The sequence below is a fragment of the Stygiolobus sp. CP850M genome (assembly GCF_037389425.1).
Lineage (GTDB): Archaea > Thermoproteota > Thermoprotei_A > Sulfolobales > Sulfolobaceae > Stygiolobus.
Window position 1 is genome coordinate 1 of sequence record NZ_JBBHKR010000048.1, and the last position, 24833, is coordinate 24833.

25 protein-coding genes and 1 pseudogene are annotated in these 24833 nt (G+C 37.9%); 16 read left to right on the plus strand and 10 right to left on the minus strand.

Going from position 1 to position 24833, the window contains the following annotated elements; translation table 11 throughout:
* The 3 genes from WIW89_RS04610 to WIW89_RS04620 all read left to right on the plus strand — a co-directional run.
* Positions 1–874, plus strand: an 874-nt coding sequence (locus WIW89_RS04610; RefSeq protein ID WP_337719914.1) for a helicase C-terminal domain-containing protein, incomplete at its 5' end; no start/stop codon positions are given.
* Positions 871–1668: a thioredoxin family protein gene (locus WIW89_RS04615; protein WP_337709933.1), complete on the plus strand. Its 798-nt coding sequence runs from the start codon at positions 871–873 to the stop codon at positions 1666–1668. The genes WIW89_RS04610 and WIW89_RS04615, both read left to right, overlap by 4 nt.
* A gap of 23 nt (positions 1669–1691) precedes the next feature.
* Positions 1692–1919, plus strand: a complete 228-nt coding sequence (locus WIW89_RS04620; protein WP_337700262.1) for a sulfurtransferase TusA family protein — start codon at positions 1692–1694, stop codon at positions 1917–1919.
* A gap of 20 nt (positions 1920–1939) precedes the next feature.
* Here the strand turns inward: WIW89_RS04620 and WIW89_RS04625 are convergent, their stop codons facing one another.
* Positions 1940–3769 carry a hypothetical protein gene (locus WIW89_RS04625; protein ID WP_337719915.1) on the minus strand — a complete coding sequence of 610 codons (1830 nt, stop codon included), beginning with the start codon at positions 3767–3769 and terminating at the stop codon, positions 1940–1942.
* A 241-nt stretch (positions 3770–4010) separates the two neighbouring features.
* Between WIW89_RS04625 and WIW89_RS04630 the strand changes: the two genes are divergently transcribed.
* The 6 genes from WIW89_RS04630 to WIW89_RS04655 are packed head-to-tail and all read left to right on the plus strand — an operon-like array spanning position 4011 to position 9773.
* Positions 4011–4646, plus strand: a complete 636-nt coding sequence (locus tag WIW89_RS04630; RefSeq protein ID WP_337719916.1) for a superoxide dismutase — start codon at positions 4011–4013, stop codon at positions 4644–4646.
* A gap of 30 nt (positions 4647–4676) precedes the next feature.
* A complete protein-coding gene (locus WIW89_RS04635) occupies positions 4677–5768 on the plus strand; it encodes an NDP-sugar synthase (protein ID WP_337719917.1) in 1092 nt (363 codons plus the stop codon).
* Positions 5769–5811: 43 nt separating this feature from the next.
* Entirely contained in the window at positions 5812–6474 is a 663-nt protein-coding gene (locus WIW89_RS04640) for a hypothetical protein (protein WP_337719918.1), read from the plus strand.
* 32 nt (positions 6475–6506) lie between these two features.
* Positions 6507–8405, plus strand: coding sequence for a thioredoxin domain-containing protein (locus tag WIW89_RS04645; protein ID WP_337719919.1), 1899 nt, complete (start codon positions 6507–6509; stop codon positions 8403–8405).
* A 13-nt stretch (positions 8406–8418) separates the two neighbouring features.
* The gene (locus WIW89_RS04650; protein ID WP_337700255.1) at positions 8419–9120 is read left to right on the plus strand and encodes an SDR family NAD(P)-dependent oxidoreductase; all 702 of its coding nucleotides are present in this window, start codon (positions 8419–8421) and stop codon (positions 9118–9120) included.
* Positions 9117–9773: a hypothetical protein gene (locus WIW89_RS04655; protein ID WP_337719920.1), complete on the plus strand. Its 657-nt coding sequence runs from the start codon at positions 9117–9119 to the stop codon at positions 9771–9773. The genes WIW89_RS04650 and WIW89_RS04655 overlap by 4 nt, the downstream gene beginning before the upstream one ends.
* Before the next feature lie 328 nt (positions 9774–10101).
* Here WIW89_RS04655 and WIW89_RS04660 read toward each other — a convergent pair.
* Positions 10102–10343 (minus strand): annotated as a pseudogene (locus tag WIW89_RS04660) (hypothetical protein).
* 173 nt (positions 10344–10516) lie between these two features.
* Here WIW89_RS04660 and nucS point away from each other — a divergent pair.
* The 3 genes from nucS to WIW89_RS04675 are packed head-to-tail and all read left to right on the plus strand — an operon-like array spanning position 10517 to position 12652.
* Complete coding sequence (nucS, locus tag WIW89_RS04665; RefSeq protein ID WP_337719921.1) at positions 10517–11302, plus strand: endonuclease NucS; 786 nt, start codon at positions 10517–10519, stop codon at positions 11300–11302.
* Positions 11193–12230 (plus strand): glycosyltransferase, encoded by a 1038-nt coding sequence (locus WIW89_RS04670; RefSeq protein ID WP_337719922.1) that lies wholly within the window; start codon positions 11193–11195, stop codon positions 12228–12230. The genes nucS and WIW89_RS04670 overlap by 110 nt, the downstream gene beginning before the upstream one ends.
* Positions 12227–12652, plus strand: coding sequence for a hypothetical protein (locus tag WIW89_RS04675; protein WP_337719923.1), 426 nt, complete (start codon positions 12227–12229; stop codon positions 12650–12652). Before WIW89_RS04670 ends, WIW89_RS04675 begins: the two co-directional genes overlap by 4 nt.
* 25 nt (positions 12653–12677) lie before the next feature.
* Here WIW89_RS04675 and WIW89_RS04680 read toward each other — a convergent pair whose 3' ends face one another.
* The 4 genes from WIW89_RS04680 to WIW89_RS04695 all read right to left on the minus strand — a co-directional run bounded on the left by WIW89_RS04680 (position 12678) and on the right by WIW89_RS04695 (position 16190).
* Entirely contained in the window at positions 12678–13103 is a 426-nt protein-coding gene (locus WIW89_RS04680; protein WP_337708503.1) for a hypothetical protein, read from the minus strand.
* Positions 13103–13762 (minus strand): ParA family protein, encoded by a 660-nt coding sequence (locus WIW89_RS04685; protein ID WP_337719933.1) that lies wholly within the window; start codon positions 13760–13762, stop codon positions 13103–13105. The genes WIW89_RS04680 and WIW89_RS04685 overlap by 1 nt, the downstream gene beginning before the upstream one ends.
* Positions 13763–13857: 95 nt before the next feature.
* Positions 13858–14823: a (Fe-S)-binding protein gene (locus WIW89_RS04690; protein WP_337719924.1), complete on the minus strand. Its 966-nt coding sequence runs from the start codon at positions 14821–14823 to the stop codon at positions 13858–13860.
* Complete coding sequence (locus WIW89_RS04695) at positions 14814–16190, minus strand: FAD-binding oxidoreductase (RefSeq protein WP_337719925.1); 1377 nt, start codon at positions 16188–16190, stop codon at positions 14814–14816. Before WIW89_RS04695 ends, WIW89_RS04690 begins: the two co-directional genes overlap by 10 nt.
* A gap of 43 nt (positions 16191–16233) precedes the next feature.
* On the opposite strand from WIW89_RS04695, the gene WIW89_RS04700 reads away from it, so the two are divergent.
* Entirely contained in the window at positions 16234–17214 is a 981-nt protein-coding gene (locus WIW89_RS04700; RefSeq protein ID WP_337719926.1) for an FAD-binding oxidoreductase, read from the plus strand.
* Positions 17204–17686 (plus strand): hypothetical protein, encoded by a 483-nt coding sequence (locus WIW89_RS04705; protein WP_337700237.1) that lies wholly within the window; start codon positions 17204–17206, stop codon positions 17684–17686. Before WIW89_RS04700 ends, WIW89_RS04705 begins: the two co-directional genes overlap by 11 nt.
* Here WIW89_RS04705 and WIW89_RS04710 read toward each other — a convergent pair.
* Positions 17683–18612, minus strand: coding sequence for a 2-oxoacid:ferredoxin oxidoreductase subunit beta (locus WIW89_RS04710; RefSeq protein WP_337719927.1), 930 nt, complete (start codon positions 18610–18612; stop codon positions 17683–17685). The genes WIW89_RS04705 and WIW89_RS04710 overlap by 4 nt on opposite strands.
* Complete coding sequence (locus tag WIW89_RS04715; RefSeq protein WP_337719928.1) at positions 18599–20482, minus strand: 2-oxoacid:ferredoxin oxidoreductase subunit alpha; 1884 nt, start codon at positions 20480–20482, stop codon at positions 18599–18601. The genes WIW89_RS04710 and WIW89_RS04715 overlap by 14 nt, the downstream gene beginning before the upstream one ends.
* Positions 20483–20640: 158 nt before the next feature.
* On the opposite strand from WIW89_RS04715, the gene WIW89_RS04720 reads away from it, so the two are divergent.
* Complete coding sequence (locus WIW89_RS04720) at positions 20641–22734, plus strand: xanthine dehydrogenase family protein molybdopterin-binding subunit (RefSeq protein ID WP_337719929.1); 2094 nt, start codon at positions 20641–20643, stop codon at positions 22732–22734.
* Here the strand turns inward: WIW89_RS04720 and WIW89_RS04725 are convergent.
* Complete coding sequence (locus tag WIW89_RS04725; protein ID WP_337719930.1) at positions 22720–23559, minus strand: hypothetical protein; 840 nt, start codon at positions 23557–23559, stop codon at positions 22720–22722. The two genes, WIW89_RS04720 and WIW89_RS04725, sit on opposite strands and share 15 nt — an antisense overlap.
* Positions 23560–23673: 114 nt before the next feature.
* On the opposite strand from WIW89_RS04725, the gene WIW89_RS04730 reads away from it, so the two are divergent.
* A complete protein-coding gene (locus WIW89_RS04730; RefSeq protein WP_337719931.1) occupies positions 23674–24237 on the plus strand; it encodes a hypothetical protein in 564 nt (187 codons plus the stop codon).
* Between the two features lie 57 nt (positions 24238–24294).
* On the opposite strand, the gene WIW89_RS04735 is transcribed toward WIW89_RS04730, so the two are convergent.
* Positions 24295–24833: carbon-nitrogen hydrolase family protein (locus tag WIW89_RS04735; protein ID WP_337719932.1), on the minus strand; the 539-nt coding region annotated here is incomplete at its 5' end.

Consider the following 24833-nt stretch of genomic DNA (forward strand, 5'->3'; position numbering starts at 1 on the left):
GATAAAGGAGAGGAAAATAAAAAGGATATATTTGGGTTCTGTAATTAAATTCTACGAAAGCTACAAAGATGGTGAAGGACTAGTACCTTTTATTCATAAAAATAAAATAGTTTTGAAGAGCGTTGATATATCAAATTTCTTGCAAATACTAAACGATAATGACCTAACGTTTCTATTAATGTCTGGAACTCTTCCACCTGAAGATTACATCAAAAAGATCTGGAATGTAACGAGGAGTTTAATTTATATTAACGTCGAGAGGGAAATTAAGGAAAAAGTATCTGGTGATTATGAATGTATTTTAGCAATCGATGTAACTTCTAAATACGATAGTAGAGGAGACATAATGTGGAAAAAATATGGAGATTACTTGCTAAAAGTGTATTATCAAGCGAAGACTCACGTGTTATCTGTGTTTCCCTCATACGAGATAATGAGTAGGGTAATGGAGTTTATACAAGTGCCAAAATACTTAGAAGATGAGGACTCCGAAATAGAGACATTATACTCGTTTGTAAAAAAATTCAACAAGGTTATAATAGGGGCAGTAGGTAGGGGGAAATTGACGGAAGGGGTAGAACTGGTGAAAGACGGGAGGAGTTTGATCAGCGACGTTGTGATAGTGGGAATTCCATATCCGCCTCCAGACGATTATACGAAGTTAGTTGCTCAAAAAATATCGGAAAGGCTAGGAAGAAAAAGTGATGAGTACCTCTATAAAATCCCCGCATTAATGACTGTGAGACAATCCATAGGGAGGGGGATTAGAGGAATTAATGATCATGTAAAAGTATGGCTCTTAGACAGAAGGTTCGATAGCCTATGGTGGAAGAAAAACCTAAATTGCTTCAATCCAAAAAAGACTCGATTATGAAAGTAGAAATCTTTACGCACAAGACCTGCACTGAATGTAACTTACTGTTAGAATATCTAGAGAAAGAAGGACTATTAGGCAAAGTAATAGTAATTGATACACAACTTTATCCCTTCATAGCTTTGGAAAGGGGAGTGATATCTACTCCTTCGGTTTTCATAGACGGGAAATTAGTATATGCAGGTGTAGTGGATTTTGAGGAACTGGCTAAGATGATAAGAGAAGGTAAAGTAGTTACTCAACAAATCGATAAAGACAAGCTCGTGGACAAACTGATGACCGGTATAGTCAACTCTTTTGCTGCAACCGCATGGCTATTTGTGAATAGAGATTTCGACGCTTTTATGGCTCAAAAAGACTTCGTGTACGCTGTTACAGGCCTCTCGCTTACTGATGAAAACATTGCCTCTGAAATGTATAATTACTTACGTAACGTGATGGTAAAGGAAGGAGAGTATTATATGGATAAATGGAAAGAACAGTTCTTTAGAGTTATATCTGCTAATTTTATTCGTGAACTGTACTATTTATACAGAAGAAAATTGACTTCTGAAGAGATAACTAAAAAATATCCAGTAGAAGTATTCGCCCACTGGCTAATGGTTAGGGGAGGGACTGTAGGAAGAGTAGGACTGAGGATTCATCCCTTGAATGAGGAAGATACCATGAAGAGGATCAGTGAGGCTTATACTTATATGCTATTGAATGCGGAAAAGTTATGGTCCAAGGTTATGAGCGAGGATGAACTTTTATCAAAATCTAACAGAGAAGAAGTTAGATTCATAAGTTTTTAAACTATAATTATTTAATGTTATTTATGACACAAGAAATAAAATTGGATTTAAGAGGAAAATCTTGTGAAGAATTTATATTGGAGATCTCTAAAATTTTAGTTTCTATGAAACCAGGTGATGTATTAAATATAGTCGCTGATCAAGACAGAGTACTTTGTACACACCAGTTGTTAAGAAATGCTAGAAATTTTCTATATAAAGGTGACATAGTTGGTGATCATGCTGAAATAAGCATAAGGAGATTGAGATAAAAGAGTAATGAGTTTAAAAATTATTCCCCGTGGATTCCGTTTCTTAATATAATTTTGTTACCTTCAAGTTTAGCGGCAATTCCTCTATTATTTAGAGCTTTCAGTAAGAAGTCTGCGTATTTCTGATTTATTCCTAATTCTTCCAATTCTATAACGTCTCTCTGCTTAATTTGAGGAAGTATTGCATCTATTATTTCTTCTAATTGCAGGATTACATCTCTTTCTCTCACGTATTCCATTATCTGTTCTATATTGGTTAAAGAGCCGTAAAGCCTATTTACTTTTTCACAATAAGGAGTATACGCTGACTGGAAAGTTATAACCAATCCATTCATTATTTCTTCAAGACTCTTCAGTTCAGGGGTAGAGAACCTAGTAGATATATCCTTAAACGCACTATAAGACATTGATAACTCAGATAAGATCACATTTGTGAATCTTTCTAAAACTTTCGACGATTGTACTAGCTTATTTATTGTAAACTGTTGCAAATGCAGAGTAGCGATATCTTTCTTTAGCTCAAACGTATCCGGTGTTGTTAGTAAAATTTCACTTATTTCAGTAGCTTTACTGAGACAAAGGTTTAGCTTAGTATTTATGTCTTTTATATCTATGCTCTCGACTTTTTCTATTATACTATCCATATTGATGACTTTAACCTTTTGCATATAGATTCCAAGAGTCCTAGACAAGTTATCTATTAAGTTATTTACCATATTAGTAGCTGTTAAGATGTTTTTATCAACTACATTCTTTAGATTATGATAAAAATCTAAGAACTCCTCTATCTTTATTTCTTCCTTAGGATACTCCAGTTCAGGAATGTTTATACCTAAGAATTTTAGTCTCTCAGAGAAGTCATTATATGACTTTATTTTATCAAATATTAAGTTATTCAATTCCATTGTTATCATTCTCCTCACATTACTTAGCTCACTCTTTACCTCTTCTTCACATTCAACGTTCTTACATCGTAAAACTTCATCTTGAAGCTTAGTTATTTGAGTTATATATCCGCTAATTATATTATTTATATCCGAGTTTTCTTGTGCCACTTCGGCCTTCAGACTATAGAGTGTAGAGTTAATATTTTTTAGTTCTTCTGTTAAGCTACTCTTTAACGTCTCATAAGCTTTCTTATTTTCAAACTGAGAACTTACTATTGAGACCATCAAATTAGAAGAGTATATAGCTAGACTTACTACTACTGACAGAATAGATATAGTATAGCCTAATTTTGTTAACAATATATATGCCAACGCAACGAAGACTACACCAACTAATCCGTAGTACGATTTTATAGCATAAGTAACTGCAGCTATTATTATCATTGCCACTATTACAATTCCTAAGAAATTACCGTAAAAGTACAAAGGAAAAATTATGGCTATAGGGATAGCCGAAAGCACATTAATAGTGTAATTATCCGATTGAGATATTCCACTAAATAACAGTAGTGACCAAATAGGGTTAAACTGGGATAACAGTATGGATCCACTAGTGATAAAAGATCTAGAACTTCTAAATCTAACTAGGGATATTAGGGGTATTACAAATAAAAATATCAAAGATAGTAAAAATGCTTCGAAATTAGAATTAAAGTAAAATTTTCCTGTTGAAATAATAGAAGTGAGATAATTTTGGTATTCAGTTAAAATCCCTCCTATTACTGTAAGTGGAATTAGTATATCTCCTATCAAAATCGACAATGCAAAGATTATTGCTGATAAAATTTCTGCTGAACCATTATTTTTAATTAGTGAAAATGAAATCTCATATGTGAGCAATCCATTGGTGATCATTATCAGAGCTTTTCTGATTAAAGTGTTAGGATCACCTAGACCATGCATACTATCCAACATTGATTGTAATTATATTTAAAAACTTATAAAAACATATGGTATTTAGGATGATTTACTTTCTACGAGGAAAACATAAATAGAATTAGAACTGTTACATAATAATTTTAATGACATGAATTGTTAAGAAAATCACAGAACTCGCTTCACAAAAAACAACTTACATTAGAATGCCTTCATTGCCTAAATCATTTAAACAAAATATTTAACCTATCTCTAACACTCTCTCTATATGACTCAAACAATTCAATTTAAAAAATACGAACTGCCTCCGTTACCCTATAAAATAGATGCATTAGAACCATACATAAGCAAAGACATAATAGATATACACTACAACGGGCACCATAAAGGGTATGTAAATGGTGCAAATACATTCTTAGAAAGAATGGAAAAAATCCTTAACGGACAATTGACCTCAGGGCAATATGATATTCAAGGTTTACTTAGAGGACTAGTATTCAATATAAACGGGCACAAGTTACACGCTCTATATTGGAATAATATGGCTCCTGCTGGTAAAGGAGGAGGGAAACCTGGAGGAGTATTAGGAGACTTAATTGAAAAACAATATGGAAGCTTTGAGAAATTCAAACAAGTATTCACAGAAGCCGCTAATAGCTTACCTGGTACAGGTTGGACAGTATTATATTACGATACTGAATCAGGTAATCTAGAGATAACGACGTTTGAGAACCACTTCCAGAACCACATAGCCGAGCTACCGATAATCTTAATCCTCGATGAGTTTGAACATGCTTACTACTTACAATACAAGAACAAGAGAGCCGATTATATAAACGCTTGGTGGAACGTAGTTAACTGGGACGATGCGGACAAAAAGCTTCAGAAGTACCTAAACAAGTAAAATTTTTATTACATTTTCTAAATTTTATATATGGTCTCCGCAATAGTACTGGCTGGTGGTTATGCCACAAGGCTTAGACCATTGAGCATGACTAAGCCAAAAGCACTTCTTCCAATACTAGATAAACCACTTGTAGACTATATACTAGATGCTCTAGAGTCTTCACAAGTCGATAATGTATACCTATCTCTACGTGTGATGGCGGATAAGATCCTAGAGCACATAAAGGTTACTAATAGGAACGTAATACCAATAGTTGAAAAGGAAAGGTTAGGTGATGCAGGACCCCTAAAGATGATAAGCAGCCAGTACGAACTATCTGAGGACGTTATAGTCGTGTATGGTGATATTTATAATGAGGTCGACTATAAAAGGCTTATAGATTTCCACCAAAGTAAAGGGTGTGACGCAACAATCGTAGGAACTCAAGTTGAAGATCCTAAAAGATATGGTGTTTTAGTAGTAGATGACTACAGATTGGTTCAGATAATAGAGAAGCCCAAAATACCGGTAAGTAATTTAATTAATGCCGGAGTGTATGTATTTAAGAAAAAATTATTCGATAAAATCGACGGATTAGAAAACGGGAATAGTATTTCGATAGCTAGAGATTTTTTACCAAGACTCATATCTTCAGGAACGTGTATTGCAGTTTATCCTTACAAAGGTCTATGGATGGATATAGGAATTCCTTCTGATTATATGAGAATTAACCTAGAGCTTTTAGCCCTTAAGTTTCCTAAAGGTTATGTTAGTGAGAACGCTAAGGTTAGTGAGAGGGCTGAGCTTAGACCACCTTTCTACATAGGCAATGAGGTTATGATAAATGACGACTCGGTAATTAGGAATTCCATAATAGGAAAAAGAGGGAAGATCGGAAAGGGAGACTATATAGAGGAGAGCATATTAATGCAGGGAGCTAATATAGGAGATTTTACGACCATAGCCGAGAGTATTCTAGGTGATAGCGTCACTGTAGGTAAGTGGAACAGGATAGAGAGTTCGATATTAGGTGACGAAGTTTTAACATATGACAATGTTTTGATCAATAAGGACACTATAATACTGCCCTATAAAGAAGTCTCTGAATCCATATACGAAAGAGGTAAAATAATACTTTAACTTTCGTATACGTCCCTCTCTTTTTATGAGCTGTTGAAGTTATATGAAAATATTATCCTTTATCACGTTATTCTCACTCATCATCATATCAGCATTGTATCCCTACGTTTTAACCGCCCTTAGTGAAACATCTTATCCAGTGAAGTTTTTATTAGAAGGACCAGTAATTGTGAACGTAATCTACAATAACTCAGATATTTTAATAGACCGTAATACTACGTTAACCCTATCAGGTGAAGTGACACTTAAGGCATTACCTATATCACTAGGATACGTCGTGCTCATAGACGGGAGAAAAGTTAGTAACACATCATTAAATATTAATGGACCTACAACAATTAACGTTACAGCTATAACGAGCTATGTAAATTTATCTATCCATATTTTCGGGAAAGGCATAGTGACCGTACAGCTGAGTAACGGAAGTTCATACTATATCTCAGAAAACAAAACGTTTACAGTCGAAAATTACAGCTTCATATATATAAATGTCCCTTTCGATCAGAACGTGGTTTTTAATCACGATATAAAGAGTAACTTTTACGTTATGCTAGTAAACGGCTCAACCAGTGTAAACGTAACTTTTCTACCAAACAAAAATATCTCATCGCATGCTAAAATGTCGCTGAACATGACTGGTATTGCACTTGGTATAATAGCTCTGGCTTTTTACTTATTTTTCAGGAGAAAAAGTTCTTCTAACTAACTGTTATTAACGTGGAATATATATAATACTGTATGAACAGATTAAAAGACGCTGAAAGCTCATTTCTTAGACTATCAGCCGATAGTGAGATAGACTGGTATCCGTGGAGTGACGATGCCTTTAAAAAGGCTAGGGAAGAGGATAAACTAATCTTAGTAGACGTAGGCGCTTCATGGTGCCATTGGTGTCACGTAATGGACGAAACTACTTATAAAGACAGAGAAGTAATAGAACTGATCAACAAGTACTACGTCGCTATAAAAGTGGATAGGGACGAGATGCCAGACTTAGATAAACAGCTTCAGCTTGCCGTAAGTTCACTGACCGGGGAATCTGGTTGGCCCTTAACTGTTTTCATGACCCCTGACGGTAAAGTCTTCTACGGGGGAACTTATTTCCCTCCTGAGGACGCTTATGGGAGAATAGGTTTCAAAAGGCTTTTACAAGAACTTAATAGAATCTGGAGGGAAGAAAGAGATAAAATACTACAGGTACCTTCGACCCTTCACTCTTCTTTGAAGAATATAGAGTATTTAGTAGACAACCCCGATTGGGATAAGGTAGAAGAAGTCGTGTCAGCAATAATCTCTAATTATGACTTTGATCACGGTGGTCTTCAAGGAACAATGAAGTTCCCGCACCCAACAATAGATGAGCTACTAATGGCATATTCCTACTACACAAAGGATGATACCGAGCTGAAACTTTCAACTTACACTCTAAAGAAGATGTACTACGGAGGGATCTTTGATCAGGTAGGAGGAGGATTCCACAGATATACTGTAGATGATGAATGGTATGTACCGCATTTCGAAAAGCTACTCATAGACAATGCCGAGTTATTATTAGACTACATACATGCATACCAATTGACGCAAGATCCAGAAATCTTAGACGCTTTAAACTTGACTTCACAGTTTATATTGAGGGAGCTGTTTATCGGTGAAGGATTTGCTAATAGCTTAGATGCAGATTCTGAGGGAAAAGAAGGGTATTACTATACTTGGACGGAAGATGAATTTAAAGAGGCATTACAAGGTGAAGACTACAGATTATGGATAAGGGTTTTTAACGTCGATAGGGGTGAAGAGATTGAAGGAAAAAAAGTATTGAGGAGGGTAATGGACGTCAAGGATCTATCAAAATTCGTCAACAACCCTTTAGGCAAACTTAGCGAGATCAGGATGAAACTTCTAGAGTATAGAGTGAAGAATAGGAAACCACCTTTTAGAGACGATAACGTTTACACTTATCCTAATGCCCGTGTCACACAAGCACTCTTAGAGTCGAGCGTGATAACTGGTAAAGGATTAAACGAAGCGTTGAGAGTAGTAGATAAATTCTCTCGTAAAATAACTAGAAGAATAGGAGGAGGAAAAGACGGACTGCCGGAGGACTATGCTGCAGCCTTGTTAGCCGTAATTTCAGCATATGAAGTAACCGGAAACGTAAAGTACAAGGATTTGATCTTCGCGTTAGAAGGACAACTAAAGAGTCTAGACTATAGCTATCCTATTGACTCTCCAAATGAGTCAGTAGCCTCATTGGCCCTTAAAGGATTTTTGAAGACCAGCGTCATGAAAGGAGAGATAGCGAACGTAAAGGTTCCTTTCGCTCCAAACCCATTATTCGTTGCAGGGATAGCTCACGTTACTGCGTCATTAGTTAAAGGAACGGCTCATATAGTAATTGTAGATGAAAAAGACGGAAAGGCTGATGAACTTCATAAAACCGCACTACTCGCGTATCACCCCATGAAAATGGTTGAGAAAGTTAGCCCCGATAACGCAGATTTCCTTCCATCATTTATCAAAGCGATGATAAAGTTTAACCAAGGAAATAGTAGGGCTTACGTATGTAAGGGGACTTCGTGTAGTATGCCTATAACATCACCTGAAAAAATTAAATTATTACTTAAATTAAACGGTTAACTATAGTTTTATAATGGGAAGGCTGGAAGGAAAGAAAGTTTTTGTTGTAGGGACAAGCAAAGGACTAGGGTACGCTATAGCCTATTTTTCCTCAAGTGAAGGAGCTGAGGTTATAATAAATTCAAGGAATGAAAAGAAGCTCAAAGAGATATGCGAAAATTTACGAAACTGCAAATATGTTGTGGGAGACGTATCAACTCCGCAAAAAGCTGAAGAGACAGTGAACAAAGCGGGAGACTTCACTGATCTGGTGATAACAGTGGGCGGTTATGTAGAAGACAAAATAGATGACCTCAAGGGGTTAGACGAAATGTTGACCAATCACGTTAAGGTCCCTCTCTACGTAGTGAAGAGTTCCCTCTCTAGACTAAGGAAAGGATCTACGATAGTATTAATTTCAGCAATAAGGGGAATATATACACCTCTACCTTTCCAACTATCTTACAGTATAGCAAAAGCTGGAATAGCAAAGGCAGTAGAGACTTTAGCCTCCGAGTTAATAGACCAAGGAATAAGAGTTGTGGGTATTGCACCAAGTGTAATAGATGGGGAATTTGTCCCAGGTAGGGATTGGAAGAAGATGAGAAGATTGGGAGACTTTAAGGCTCCGCCAGAAGACTTTGCGAAAGTTGTAGTATGGTTATTAACCGATGAGGCCGAATGGATAAATGGTGTAGTTATACCCGTAGATGGAGGGGCTAGGTTGAGAACATGAGCGAGGTTAGCTTCACATTTCGTTGCTCGGAGAGTTCGGTTGAATTCGTGTACAACTATAAGCTGATAAATCTAGAGTCTTCCCTTAGAAATAACATCAAAATAATAAAACTCCACACTAGTAGCTCTAGAGTCAGTTTTGAAAACGGTAGATTCTTCGACCCCCATAATTTGGTAGTTAAAAAAGGGAACGAGGCTGAAGAGTCCATTAAGGCAGAGCTAAAGAACGTAAGAGAAATTATCTTAGATGGTTTAACTAAAGCTTCCATAGAGTTCGACTTACCAATATCTCTAATCAAACGTTATGTAGAAGACTTAGTGGAAAAACCTACTGCTATTAAACCTACTAGCTATTTAGACTTTGAGGTTTCAGAGCTGGAAATAGAACTTAACAAGATCTTCTTTGATAGAAACTTAAACATGCCAGGTGATGTAATACCTCAAAGGATCCTTAGACTGTCTATAAAAACTAATAAAGGATGTGCCAAGCTTAAGTTAAAGGAGAAATCTAACGTGACTCTGGAGTATGCTGAAGACTGCGAAACGTGGAGTGAAGACTCACTAAAGGTTCTCTCTGTACTCTCATCTCTACACCCTACTATCCTGGAAGTTAAGGAGGTAATAGATTATCTGAAAAAGATGTGCAGAGTGTAAGTTAGAGACTCTTCACTCTTCGCTGACTTCCTTATATAAAACATATTAGTCAGATCTGGGTAATACAGATCTGACTGGGGTGTAGGCCGTGACGCTCCTTGGGCTTAAAGCCCGGTGGGGAGCTTGGCCGCCTCCAACTCGGACCGGAAGTTGGGCAAAAAGCCCGAATAAAACATAAGGGTGAGTACAATTGGAGGCCCCCAGTTGCAGGAATAGATGTATCAAAAGATAAATTAATTGTACTAAAATAAGCAGTTTAACGCTAGTAAGTAAAGCAGGTTCCATGGCGTAAGTAGTGTGGACTATGCTCGATTTTCAAGGAAAGTTTTTATACTGGAAGCTCCCCACCATGGAAGGGTCGAGGGTTCTCTTCCAAGGGGTTCATAGTTCCCACCATCGATTCGGGTTTACATCTCTCATCTGGTGGGCAGTCGAGTGGCTCAGAGAACCACTCCCATTTGAATATAGCATTGGGGGTGTGTGGGTATCCCCCACAGGGGGACTTTCATTGCCGAGCTCTAGTCCCTTAAGGGAGAAGGAAGATAACGGTTGCTCCTCCCACAGTCCCATTAAGCCCTCAATCGAGCTGGGGAAGAGCGTCATTAGCGTCACTAAGAGAAATTTTGGCAAAGAAGTATTTAAATATAAGTGGGCTATCCATCTCCGCTGGCGAAGCTTTCCGCCCCCTTAAACCCCCTTTCTTTGTAACTTATTTAAATATTTCATTGTATGTAGGTAATACTGTGTATGAGGTATTACTAAATCCTAATTTTGAGGAGGCAAAGGATTTTGTTGAGAGAAATCTTAGCAGGTCACTAATTACGATTCTTGCAGAATGTGAAATATTATATGAGGGTAGAGCTTTCTCCAAAGCTTCCTCATCGAGAAGGCTTATTATAGTCAAGGCTGATGGAAGTGTTATTGTTCACGAGGGTACTAAAAGAGAACCAATTAATTGGCAACCGCCTGGCTCAATAATAGAGGTGAGTATAGAGAGCGGAGTCTTTAGGATTAAGGCTGTAAGAAAGAGACCGAAGGAAAAACTCGAGATTTTAGCGTCTAGAGTATTTTTTATAACCTCTTCAGTAGTAGAAGAAGGGAACTTCATCCTAGTGGGAAGCGAGAAAGATGAAGTAGACTTGGTAATTTCGAAACCTGAGCTGATTGAGGAGGGATTTAAACCTTTACAAAAAGAATATAATACACCTTACGGTAAGATAGACTTGTTGGGTAAAGATAATAAAGGCAATTATATTGTCCTAGAGTTTAAACGTTCTAAGGCAACTTTGCAGGCCGTGTCACAGCTATATCGATATGTGATGTATTTTCGAGAAAGAGATCAATTAGTAAGGGGAATTCTTGTAGCTCCAGGAATTAGTGAAAACGCTTTAAACTTACTTAGCCGTCTTGGATTAGAATATGTTGATCTACGTAATATTATTGACTTTACCAATTGTGGCAGACATATTGTTACTTTACCAAATAGTACAAGAAATCAAGCTCAAGAGATCAGTCAGAGGGGACTTTAGAGGAAAAGCCTCGGTAATAGTTCCCGTAAGAGGTCTTGATATAAACGCTGATAATAATGTTAAGTCCTTACTTAGTCAGGATTATGAGGATTATGAGGTTATTTATGTTGTGGATGACCTAAGAGACCCGATCGTAGACGTATTAAAGGAGCACAACGTTAAGATTGTAGTTTCCGAGGAAACTTGTTCTCGGTGTAGTGGTAAAATTAGGGCACAACTGACCGGTTTAAAATACGCTAAAGGAGATATAATCGTCTTCGCGGACTCGGATACATATTACCCTAAAAACTGGTTAAGAGAGTTGATTTCACCCTTATCAAACTATGTGGCGACTACAGTTTTCTCATGGCCTAAGCCATATAGACTCACTATAAAAAACCTAATAAGGGCGGGATTTTGGACTTTTGGCTTTGAGTCACAAGCGATTGGTGGAACTTTTCTCTGGGGAGGTTCTATGGCTTTCAGGCAGGATTTCTTTACTAGAGATGTTATCGAAGAACTTAAGACACAGTGGTGCGACGATTGTACACTATCAAGGTTAGCAAAGGAAAGAGGTAAAATAGGTTTCGTATTTAATGCTATGCCTTTAAACGTTTTCGATGAAAAAGACTTACTCAGATGGACCAAAAGGCAGATACTAACGGTTAGGATATATTCTAATAAAGGATACAAAGGGTTCTTATTGGTAGCTTTCTTCTTCTCACTTTTTATCCTCTCGTTCTTTCTAACTCATAACGTTTTTTTCCTTACACCAATGTTAATATGGATAATAAAGAATTTAATAAGAGGAAGTTTTACGATAGGTATCACTAGTTCTATTATACCGTCAATTATGTCGGTCCCGGCAATTTTCTTCACTTTGGCGATAGCAATATTAGCTTACAAGGAAAAGTATATATTTTGGCGAGGCAAAGTTTACAAATTATGATTAAGTGGAAAATTATATTACTGATATCAATTCTCTTGCTGATAATTGGTATCGGAGTTGGTGACTATCTTATTTATCATTATGAAGAAAAAATTACAGTACCTCCTAACTCCTCAGTAGTAGTGACAAGTGCTGATATGCTAGTCCAAGGACAGCCTCCTGCTCTTGCTCCTGCTAACCTTCAAGAAGTAGGTAAGGTTCAAAACAACAATCAAGTAGACAATATTTATAGCGTATCACAAGCTACAATAACTAATACACATACAACGTCATTTACAGTATTACTAATTCATACTTCCGTGTTATTAGAGGCGGATTTTATCATACTAGGAGTTGGGTTACTACTTTTCATAATCTCTGCATTAGGTCTAGTTTACGTTAAGTTTGTGAAAAAGACTAGCTCTAACAATTTTAAGTTATGAATAAGTGTTGAGGCATGAAATACCCTTAAATTTTCTTTTCTTCTTTAGCTAATTCCGTTGCAATTTTAAATAGTTCAGGATACATTTCACTTAGACCTTTCTCTAGGGCTTCTTTAGCTACTTTGCTCATTTTAAAGCTAGGTACCGTGTGATAGAGATACTGAAGCACTAAAAATGCCTGATAGCTCCATACACCAATCTTAGGATCCTTTTGAATGAACTCTTTCATTTTCTCCTTTATTACAAGCGATTTATCCTTCTCGGATTTTACATCTGGAGACTTGTCTTCCTTGTTGGAACTATTTAATTCTTTTGTAGAGTTTCCTTCTATTTTACTTATATCTTTTGTCTCAACAAGTTGTTTAACCTCGGTTTCAGAATTTTCTTTTTTTACCTCATTGCTCTCAACGTCACTTTTTTTTCTTTTTATTATGAGATCTAACTCACTCATCACTCGATCACCATCTTAGCTAACTTTTCGTAAAGACTTCCTAACTTAGTTTTCTTGACTCTGAACTCTTCATACCTGACTGCCGGAACGCCGAGTCTAGTGGCTTCAGAGAATAGTTTAGATTGAGGTATTGCGATATCTATACTCTTCACTGCAGAATAATCAACGTTTACAGCCTTTTTACTCATGTTAGTAACAGCGAAGGCTTTCTTGTTAAGACTTACGAGTCTAGAGTCAAGATTTTTTGCCGCCTCGAGTACCAATGGCTGCGGGGTTATCGGCGTAACGATCTTGTCTGCCGCCATCATAGCTGATACTGACAACGTACCTAAGTTGGGAGGTGTATCTATAACTAGGTAGTCGAAAGATTCGGCTATCTTACGTAGAGTAGAGACTGTAGACTCGATATCTCCGTTAAGTTCCACCTTCAATAACCCAATGTGGGCAGGGAACATCTCAACGTTAAAAATATTTACGCTTTTACCTCCTAAGGGATAATCTTTCTTTTCCCTTTTTATTCCGAAGGATACAGTGGCTCCTCCCTCGGGATCCAAATCTATTAACGCTGTGTTTTTTGTTTTAGCTAAAGAATAAGCGAGATTTACGGAGGTTGTAGTCTTACCGACCCCACCCTTTTGGTTAATGACTGTTATTATCATGTCTAGACTCTTATCTTCACAGTCTTTAATTCCGATTCTTCTCATAATACTTCTTAGTCTAAACAGATAAGAGAAGAGTAAGGTAAAAAGACTCATTATTTAAAAATCAAATCAGCAATATGTATTGGGTTTAAGCCCATTTTAATGAAAGCAATAGAACAAGAAGGGTTTGTAGAGACTACTGTATTCACTCCGCTCTTCAGAGTCTTCTCCTTCTTAATTTGCATAACTTGACTAGCCATATTCTTATTAAAGATAAAGTAATCACCTCCAGCACCGCATTCGAAGGACGGTTCCTCAGCTTCTCTAATCCTAATCCCCATCATTTCTAAAACTTGTCTGTCATACTTATCGATCCCTAATAAGTGAGCGTGGCAAGGTTGATGTAAAGTGACTTCCATATCCTTTTTAGGTAATTCCTTAACGAACTTGATTAAAAACTCTGAGAAGTCATATACGTTTAAACCCTTCTCCTTCATATGAGCCGAACAGTTAGACGAAAGAGAAACTATCGGCTTCTTAATTTCCTTCAGCTTACTTATTAGCTCTTCAGCTCTCCTGGTCTCTCCTACATGAGTGTGAGCCAATCCACAACAACCGTTCAGAATCTTCACTCTATACCCTCGATTCTTCAAAAACCTCAACGCATTCTCCACAGTACTCCTAAAGACTACGGACATTATACATCCCGGGAACAACACCAGATCGTAATCCTCTTCCTCATAACTCAGCGGGGTGAAGCCGTTCAACCTAAGTACGGGTTTTATAAAGGGAGTGAGTGTCTCGGGTCTCTCTAGCATTCTTACCAAAACTTTCTCTATTACATTGGGTTTACGGACTGAAGTTATTATATCTGAGTATTTCACCCCGCTGGGGCATGCAAGTTCGCATCTCCTGCAGAACATACAAGTGTTAAGACCTACACTGCTAATACCTAATTTCACGGCTGTAATCCTACCGCGTGGTGAATGAGTTTCAGACCTAGTTATTACGTAAGTAGGACAAACCTCAAGACAGAACCCACAATGCACACATTTAGAAAGCTCTTCTTTTAATCCCATTCCCATAACACCTTTAACTCTCTCGAATTTACTTTACAATTACCGAACATCTTACACGGATTGAACAAACCTTCCGGGTCGAACGTTATTTTTAACCTCTTCATTACGTCCAAACTTATCTCGTCGTAATATACTCCGAGATACTTAACCTTCTCGATCCCTATTCCGTGTTCACCTGAAGGCACACCGCCGTTATTTATCACTAGCTTTTCTATTTCATCACTCGCCCTGACTGCCCTATAAAAGCTATCGAAGTCCTCCGGATTATAGGAAATTAGAGGGTGTAGATTACCGTCCCCTGCATGAAACACATTAGCAATATAGACATTATATTTCCTGGATATCTCCCTGATTTTTTCTAATGTTTCAGCCAAATTGCTTCTCAACACGTTACAGTCCAGAGTTATATATGCGGGGGATATAGTTCCCATGGCAGGAAAAGCACCTTTCCTTGCATTCCAATACTTCGACTCGTCCTTAGTGCTTATTATTTCTCCTCCGTTGTTACTTATCACATATTTCACTCTACTCTCTTCCTCGGATACTTGCGAACCGTCAAGCTCTATTAATAGCAGTGCTTCACTCTCTGGCAGACCTGCCTTATATCTGCTCTTTTCTATAGCTATAATCGAGTATCTGTCCATCATCTCTAAAGCCGAAGGTATTACACCGCTTTTGAATATCTCCACTATCGTATTCGCCGCATCCCTTAATGAGTTAAATGAAGCTATTACACTTTTTTTCTCCTTAGGTCGCACAAATAATCTAAGTCTAGCTCTAAGTATAGCTCCGAGCGTGCCCTCTGCCCCTATAAATATACTACTAGGGTTGAGAAACGGTGAAGGCTTAAATTCCTCAATCTCACCGTTCGGCAAAATTACCTTTAATCTTATTACACTGTTGTAAGTAGGGCCGTACTTAACAACATGAATACCTCCCGAGTCATGTGATATATTACCTCCGATACTTGAAACTTGGTAACTTGCAGGATCTGGTGCGTAAAATAAGTGAGAAGGAGCGTTTTTAGTAACTATGGCGTTAACTATACCCGGACCTACTTCTATTTCTAAGCCTTGTATACTGTATACCTTGTTAATCCTGCTTAAGCCTACAACTACTTCATCACCATTAAGCGGAACTGTAGCTCCGCTAAGACTGGTACCTGAACCTCTGACTATCACTTTCTTTCTCCGTGAAATTAACAACCTTACTACCTTAACGACTTCTTCTTCACTTCCCGGTAGAATAACAAGTTCTGGTTCTCCCTTAACAGCGGATAGACCGTCAAAACCGTATAGCTTTTTTTCGTCAGAAGAAATCACCCATTCCTCTCCTACGATCTGCTTTAGCTCGTCAATTAATTGCACAAGCTTAAATTGTTATTATAGTTTAAAATGTTTATACACAATCATGAAATGTAAGGAATTGTTTGAACCTACAAGTTATGAAGAGATCTTAGAAATCGTACGAAACGCTAATAATAGCGGTAAGAAAGTTCACGTTCTGGGACTGGGAACTCACCACGTAGTCGAAAAACCATTCGAAATTTGTATATCCACTATAAGGTTAAACAAAATCTTGGAAAGCTCCACTTCTGACCTCTACATGTCTGTTCAAAGCGGGGTTAGATTCAACGACCTTCAAGAACATCTGTCCAATAACAACTTGTTCTTTCCTGCATTTTACGAAGGTACTATCGGCGGTCTGATATCAACTAATTTACCCTCACCGTTCTCCCTATGGTACCCTTATCCTAGAGACTTGATATTAGGGGCGAAAATAGTCACCGGTGACGGTAAATTAATAAAGAGCGGGGGAAAGACTACCAAGTTCTCCAGCGGTTACAAGATTTGGAAAGCTCTCTCGGGAGCCTTAGGAACCTTGGGTATTTACCTAGAACTTTATATCAAAGTTTTGCCTAAACCCGAGAAAATAATATCAGTAAAAGTCGACAGACCGGAAGATATTGTACGAGAAAACCCGTGGGGAATAGTATCCTTTCTAGACTCTTCGAAGATCTCCACCTATGCAATTTTTGCAGGATTTTCAAGTTATATTGAAAAGATCTCAAAAAACTCAGAAGTAATAGAAGGCATTTTACCAACGGGTATGAGATGCGAAAGGATCTACGGGGTAGTTACAGCCAGAGGTGAAGAATTACAACTTTTAAAAAAATTCTCCTCTGGGATAGCGTTTTACGGAAGTGGATATGTTAGAACGTGTGACGAAAAAGCTCTTTCATTACGCAGTGAGGATTACACTGTAGTGATCGAAAAGGGGTGTAGAGATGGTGAGGATTGTTTGGGTTATTCCTATACCTCTCTAAGGTTACTGAAAAATTCATTAGATCCAAATCACGTTTTATGTTCGGGTATAGCTTTTGACTGTTGAAGAGTACTTCTTAAATTATAACGGCGAGAAGATTTTTGTAGTCCTACTAGGTTTTGCATCTAACAAGTACTACTTCTATTATCCGAAAGGCGATACGCTAGTAATTATTGATAGTGAAGGAAAAGTTGAAATGAAAGAAATATTAGAAGTAGTAGGCACAGCTCCAGCAGGGTTTAAGGTCGGAGAAGTAGTTGAACCTTGGGAGAAAGTCAAGGCAAGACCGGTAGTATGGAGAGTATTAGACAAAGAAATACAAGCTGATAACATTTACGCTGTTTATTCAACCTTTCAAGACTATAAAATTCTTGAAAGCTCCGTTCCAGATAGGTTAAAGTCGTTTTTCCTTAGAGATCAAGATCCATGGGAATATAAGGACTGGTGCTGTGTAATGATCGCCTCACAGAAAGACTTAACAAACTTGCCGCCTACTTTCAAAAAAATTTATTTAAAAAACGGAAAACTTGAGATCTAATTCTCTACTTTCTTCTCTTTCAGGATATCGTCTATAAGGGTATTTAATTTACCTTCTATATCAATTGGTTGAGAGGAGGGATAATAATGATAGTAAGAAGGTGCAGTTTGGCTAATTCTTTCCTCAAAAGATGGGATTGTTTCATTCTTATAGAATACTCCAATGGGTATCCTATCTCCCCACTCTAGACTCTTCTCTAATGCTTTCTTTAGCTTATCCTTGACCTCGTTCTCATTCCTCACTACTGGATCCCAGTCAGACTGTTCCTCGAGTTTATAGACCCTTTTGTCGTACCATTCCTTAGTGTTTATATCATTATATGTTGGACAAGGTTGAAGTACATCTATTACTGCTAAACCCTTGTGCTTTATAGCCATCTTTATCAATTCTTTGAGGTGTTTAACGTCATAGGCGTATCCCCTAGCCACGAAGGTGTACCCAGAGGATAATGCCAGGGATAGAGGGTTAATTGCATCGTTAATATTGGGCTTAGGTAACGACTTAGTCTTTATTCCTCTCAGAAGTGTAGGAGAGGCTTGCCCTTTAGTGAGACCATAAACGCCGTTATCGTGAATTACTACCGTAATATCGATATTTCTTCTTCCTACTGAAACAAAATGACCGACTCCTATTCCCAGTAAGTCCCCGTCTCCGCCATTCACTATTACTTCCAGCGAAGGATTAGCAAGCTTGATTCCAGTTGCAAATGCTATTGCTCTACCGTGTAGAGTATGGACTCCAGAGATTGGTACCCTCATGAAGTGCGGTAGTTTACCAGAACATCCGATTCCAGATACGATTACAACCCTTTCTAAATTTAGTCCTAGCTCCATTATTGCTTGCTGTTCAGCACTAAGTATGCCAAAATTACCACAACCTGGACACCAGTCACTCCACTCAGGTTTGAACTGTTTAAGCGCCTCCATTTAAAACCACCTTTTTAACGTCCTCTTTAATGGTTTGCCTTAACGCACTTTCTAACTCGTCCTTCAGGAACGGCCTTCCATTCCACTTCAAAATATAGTTAGTAGGCTTAATTCCAGTAAACATTGTTATGAGTTTTGAGGCTTGAGCTAAGTAATTTCCTTCAACACCAATTATTTTTTCCTTATCACTGAGCATATTTGATACAAGCTTTGTAGGGAAAGGAGAGAACATTCTGAGTTGTAATATCAGAGCGTCAATGCCACCCTCGTTGATTACGTCTTCAAGGACTGAACCCGCAAATCCCCATGTAACTATGACATTCTTGGAATCAGTATCTCCGAATACCTTGACTCTAGACTCTTCTGGAATTTCACGGTCTGCTGTCTCGAGTTTTTTCATCCTTTTCTCATACATGAATAATCTGTTCTCAGGGTCTTCAGATATGTGACCCATCTCGTTATGTTCGTCCCCTGTATAATACATGAGAGCTCCTCCTAAAGGCGCTCTCGTTGATATTCCGTCAGATGTCAACATAAACCTACGATATGTGGGGTCTGCTTTATATACTATCTTACCCCTATCTGCTTTTAGCTCTTCTAACTTAAGTTCCTCCCTAGGTATTGTAGAATAGGAGTTAGCTAGAGTTTTCTCTACAAGGTGTATAACAGGAGTTTGATACCTCTCTGCCAGATTTAAAGCCCATATCGCGTCCCTAAACGCTTCCGCGTGGTCTCCAGAAGCTATTATTATTTTTGGGAATTCGCCGTGTCCCGCAAACATTGGGAATAGGAGATCCGATTGACCGGTCCTTGTAGGCAATCCCGTAGAGGGACCACCTCTTATATAATAGGTGATAACAACGGGCACTTCATTCATCCCTGCCCATCCTAAACCCTCAACCATTAACGAGAACCCTGGCCCAGACGTTGCAGTTGCTGATCTTACACCTGCTAATGCAGCCCCTATTGCCATGTTAACCGCGGATATTTCGTCTTCAGCCTGGACAACTACTACAATACCTTTAATTTTATCGCCAGTCTTTGGATCTATCATCAGAACCTCTTGATGAGCTTCTATAAACGTGCTTTCATCCGAGGCAGGAGTAATAGGATAATATGACTGGAACCTGAGGCCACCGTATATTTTTCCTATTGCCACTGCTGTGTTCCCATCCAACCAATATCTCTCACTATTGGTCTTCAACGTTCTAAGGTTATAGACCGAGTCTGTTAGCGAAGAACCTTCCTCTATAGCTCTTGCGTTTAATTTCCTAAAAAGCTCCTGCTTAAACGTTCTATCACTCGCTTTGATTAAAATCTCTTGTTCTAATCCCAAGAGCTTGTAAGAAACAGCTATTCCTATAGTGTTTTTGACCCTCTCTACAACAGATAAGGGAAGCTTAAACTCGTCGGCGATTTTCTTAGTTATCTCTTCATAATTCACTGGTATTAACTTAACTCCTTTTTCTTGGGCTACCTTAAGAACAGAATATACTGTCACTTCTTGAGAGTCTATGCGAAGAGACCTTCTTATTCTATCCTTAGTTTCTTCCTCCATTGCCTGAATAGAATCTAACTTAACATTTTCTACGGACTTATTGTATATCAAATAAGATGTAACGTCTGTAAAGTGATGAAATATTGTTTCCGCGTCAAAGGATACAAGGATATCTACCTTTTGTGTATTGCTCTTTACTCTCTTATCTGAAATCGTTAGCGTGAAGTAACTATGCCTACCTTTTATGTTAGAATAATACTCTCTGTTTCCGAATACATAATACCCAGCTGAGGCTATGGCATTACCGAAAATAGTAGCCGATGTATCAATCCCAGTACCTTGTGCTCCTCCAATCATCCATGTTAATCTCATACCGTCTTATAGTCTCGATATTCCAGAATATAAATAATTTTGTAAATCAAACTAAACAATTGTTGAAAAATAAAAATTCTTTAAATAATTCTATTTATCTCGTGTGGAATAGATCGATTAAAACAATGCTTTAAATACATTAGCACATTTACTTACACATGAGACGAAACGACGTATTAGATTTGCTTGCAGGAAAAGGAAATTACGTAGACGATATACCGTATAAAGGTTATTTCGGTGTTTTCGTAAGGAGTCCATATCCCCATGCCAGAATTCTCAAGATAGATACAGAGGAAGTGATAAGGAAAGGAGGGCTCGTATTTACTGCAAAAGATCTCTATTTTAGTAAAGGCGAAAAAGGAGAGAATGAAGGCTCTGCACTCTTGACTCTACCCTTGGCTTTCAACAAAGTAAGATACGAAGGAGAGCCTATAGCACTTATCATAGCCGAAGATCCCTATAAAGCACAAGACCTTGCGGACTTGGTTAACATTGACTATGAAGTTTTACAACCGGTTTCTAATGTAAAGGAAGCGTTAAAGAATGAAGTACTGGTTTTCGAGGAGCTCAAGACTAATGTGGTATACGAAAAGACTTTGGAATACGGCACTATTCCTTTTGGCGACAAGGAGTTAGATTTAGACCTTTATTGGTCTAGGTCTTCGGGAAACCCTATAGAGACCTTTGGTGCAATAGTGTACCCAGACGGAACTGTTTACTCTAATGCTCAAGCTCCAAAATTTTTGGCTGAAGAAATTAGCAAAACAAGCGGAAGAAAAGTCAAACTAGTACCTCTCAGGGCCGGAGGTAGTTTTGGCTCAAAGTTTTCATTAGCACCTTACATTTCCGTACTAGTCCAGGCTTCGGCTAAATTTAACGTACCTATAAAATGGATAGAGACCAGAACTGAGCACTTAAAGGCATCTAACAGTTCAGGACCAGAAAGGACTTTCAAAATAAAAGTATACTATGAAGAGAACGGGTTAATAACGGGGTTAGACTTTACCGTGTTTGAAGACATAGGTGCTAGCTTGTATAACGGACAAGCTTTCAAGCCTTCTGGTATTTTAGCTGGGCCTTACAAAATAAGAAACATCAGATACAGTGCTAAACTTATAGCAACTAACAAAAATCCGCCGGGAGCATTTAGAGGAGCTGGCACCCCACCCCACACTTGGGCTTTAGAAAGGATAATGGACACATTAGCGGAAGAGCTTGGAATAAGTAAGAGCGACATCAGAAAGAAGAACTTCATCGACAGTTTCCCATATGAGGCTCCTTACACCCTATATGACTCAGGAGATCCGAATAGACTGTTATCTTTAGCCCTCGAAAGAACTGACTTATGGAACTTAAGAGAGAAGGGTTACGGTATTGGGTTGGCTTGTTCTACCGATCCTAGCACTCCATCAGGAACAGAAGGTGTTAAGATGGAGGTCAGAAACGGTAAAGTAGTCGTAAAAGTCGGTTACAGTCCGGAAGGACAAGGGAACGAACATACGGCTGTAAAGCTAGTCTCACAGTTTTTAGGTATACCAGCAGAACTAGTTACCGTAGAAACGATTGACAGCGACTCCTCTCCCCCTTCATTTGGCCCCGGAGGAAGCAGGATGGCAGTCTTTATGGCTGGTGCAATAAAGGGCGCTGTTGAGGAGCTGGTAAAGGTGATTTCCCAAAGGATAAGGAAGGAGTACGGAGAGGAAGTCGAGTTCTCAAATGGTTACTTCATCACTAAAAACGGAGATAGGCTACACATTTCCAAGTTTGATGGAACAGAGGTAACGTACACATTTAACCACCAAGGGAAGTACAGATTCACAGCTTATCCGTTCGCATGTGATATAGCAGTTGTTAAAGTGGATAGGGAAACTGGGCTAATTAAACCAGTAAAATTGATAGTATATATAGACCCGGGTACCCCTATTGACGAAGAGTTAGTTAAAGAGCAAGTAATAGGAGGTTCGGCTATTGGGGTTTCGCTTGCGTTATATGAGGCATACAAGTACGGGAAACAAGGTGAATTACTCACTACTTCATTAATAGATTACGGACTTCCCTCAGCGTTAGATTTGCCAGAATTTGAGATTAATATAGTTCCAACACCATCACCTTATACTCCGTTAGGTGCAAAAGGTATAGGAGAGATCCCAGTGGGAGTAGCAGCTGCTGCAATTACGAGTGCAGTTGAAGACCTAACAGGCAAGAAAATAAGAAGTGTACCTATTGACAAGGAAATCCTATATACCGGGTAATTTGTAAATGATACCGTTTATTATAGACTCTGTGTCAAGTTTTTTATTGACCTTATAATCGTAGAATAGTTCAGCCTTACTCTGAGGATCGATCGTATTCCCGTTAATCACTTCTTCCTTACTTGCCTTTCCTGATACGATCTCGTATTCTAGGTTTTCTCCATTACGTGTAATTCTCACTCTATTAATCCACGGATATACGTTGTTTGCAATTACTGCTGCGAGAAGATATGTATCTAAGGTTGGGGCTAGATTGACAATCACTTGCTCCTTAGACTGAAGAACTTCAGAAGTGTTACGAAAATCGGTAAATATGTTTCTCTTCCTTTCATAGTTAATCACTACTCCATTTTCGAATTCAACTATTGTGTCGTCCTCATTCTGAGTGTTTATTTTCTGTTCAAGTTCACTAAAGGTAGTATGGGGCATAAAGGTGAATCTAACTTTACCTCTGAGGATTATAGCTCTAGGTGGAACCCAATTATTTCTCACAATTGTGACTTCCACATTATCTATTGGAACTGCATAATAAATATATTGAATATATTTTTTGTTTATTATTTTATCTTTTACACTTGTTAGCTTTTGTTCGTCTTCAACTAGAATTTTAACTGCTTCTTGAATAAACTTTTCTCTATTGAATTTATTTTCCTGAAATAATTTACCGAGTTTATTATCTAATTTTTTGATTAAATTTCGTAACAATCTATCCTCAAGATAAAATGTAATAATTGGCTGTAAATCTAATTTATTTGAAAATTCAATAGTTTTCTCAACTAAATTTTTAATTTCATTTTTTGAGCTTAAAACACTTAACGATTTCACACCAAACTCTCATAGCGGAAAAATATATTATTTCTGTATCTGAAACACTATGAAACAGTTTTTAACCTATGACATCCTAATAAGGGTGAAACACGAAGTACGTTATGACCAAAAATGAAACCACTACTCCTCTTACTACTAATAGTGACAAGTGCCGCAGCGACTGGTGTAATGCTAGCTGGAATGCATGGCTACGGACCGCTATCATATATATCATATAATGTAATACAAACTAATAATAATAGTAATAATAGTACTGAAATAATTCCTGCATACATAAATCTAGGCAATATAACAGCTGGTGAAACGGGAACAGTATCTGCAAACGCTACTCTTGTAATTTCATCTAATGGAACTTATGAAATACAGCTATTACACACAGAAAAACTGTCTAAAGTGTTCTCCTCGTTCAATGTCACGATAAACATCGGGAACACTACATTAACTTTAACTTTACATCATGACGATCAGGAACTCAACTTAACAGCCGGTAAGTATAATGTAATAATAACGATACATTACAAAGTGAGTGATAACCCACACGGAGACTTGAGTGTAAATAACGAGCCTCTACTATTAATTCATCCTCATGGAGACCACGACCATGGACACCACCATTCACAGGGTAATTCACCAGCAACCGATAATTCGCCAGACACATCCACTGAAGATAGTTGAAAATTCAATTAAATCCTAAATAGTTTTTTATTTTTTAATGATTATTTCTCTAGGAATTCAAATTTCGTTTATTTCAAAATTAGAGTACTCCTTTAGTCTGTTTACTCTTAAATCCATATAATGAAGCGGATTTATGTCAACTAACAGGTAGTTTTCAGAAGACCCCATTTCTGCAACTTTTTCAGCGTATACGTATTTACCTCTTTTCACGGGAACATATACCACACTTTTACCTGGGTATTCTGGTAACTGTAAAGCGTTGGCGTTGACAATTGCTAACCTATTTTCGAGTACTCTAACTCTAAGATAATCCCTCCAAAGTTCCAACCCATCCTGAGGAATCTTCGATGGAACTAGCACTACTTCGACGCCCTTTACGAACATCTGCCTTATTACCTCGGGAAAGTCAACGTCGTAGCATATGACTATACCTATTTTTACACCTCTATATGTAAATATAATCGTCGAAGACCCAGGAAAAAGTCTGTTTTTTTCGTCTTCATAAAGATGTATCTTTTTAGCTATTCCTTTTACTTCACCGTTAGGGTCTATGACAGGTGAAATAATTGAGACACCGTCTTCTACGGCTCCAGGTA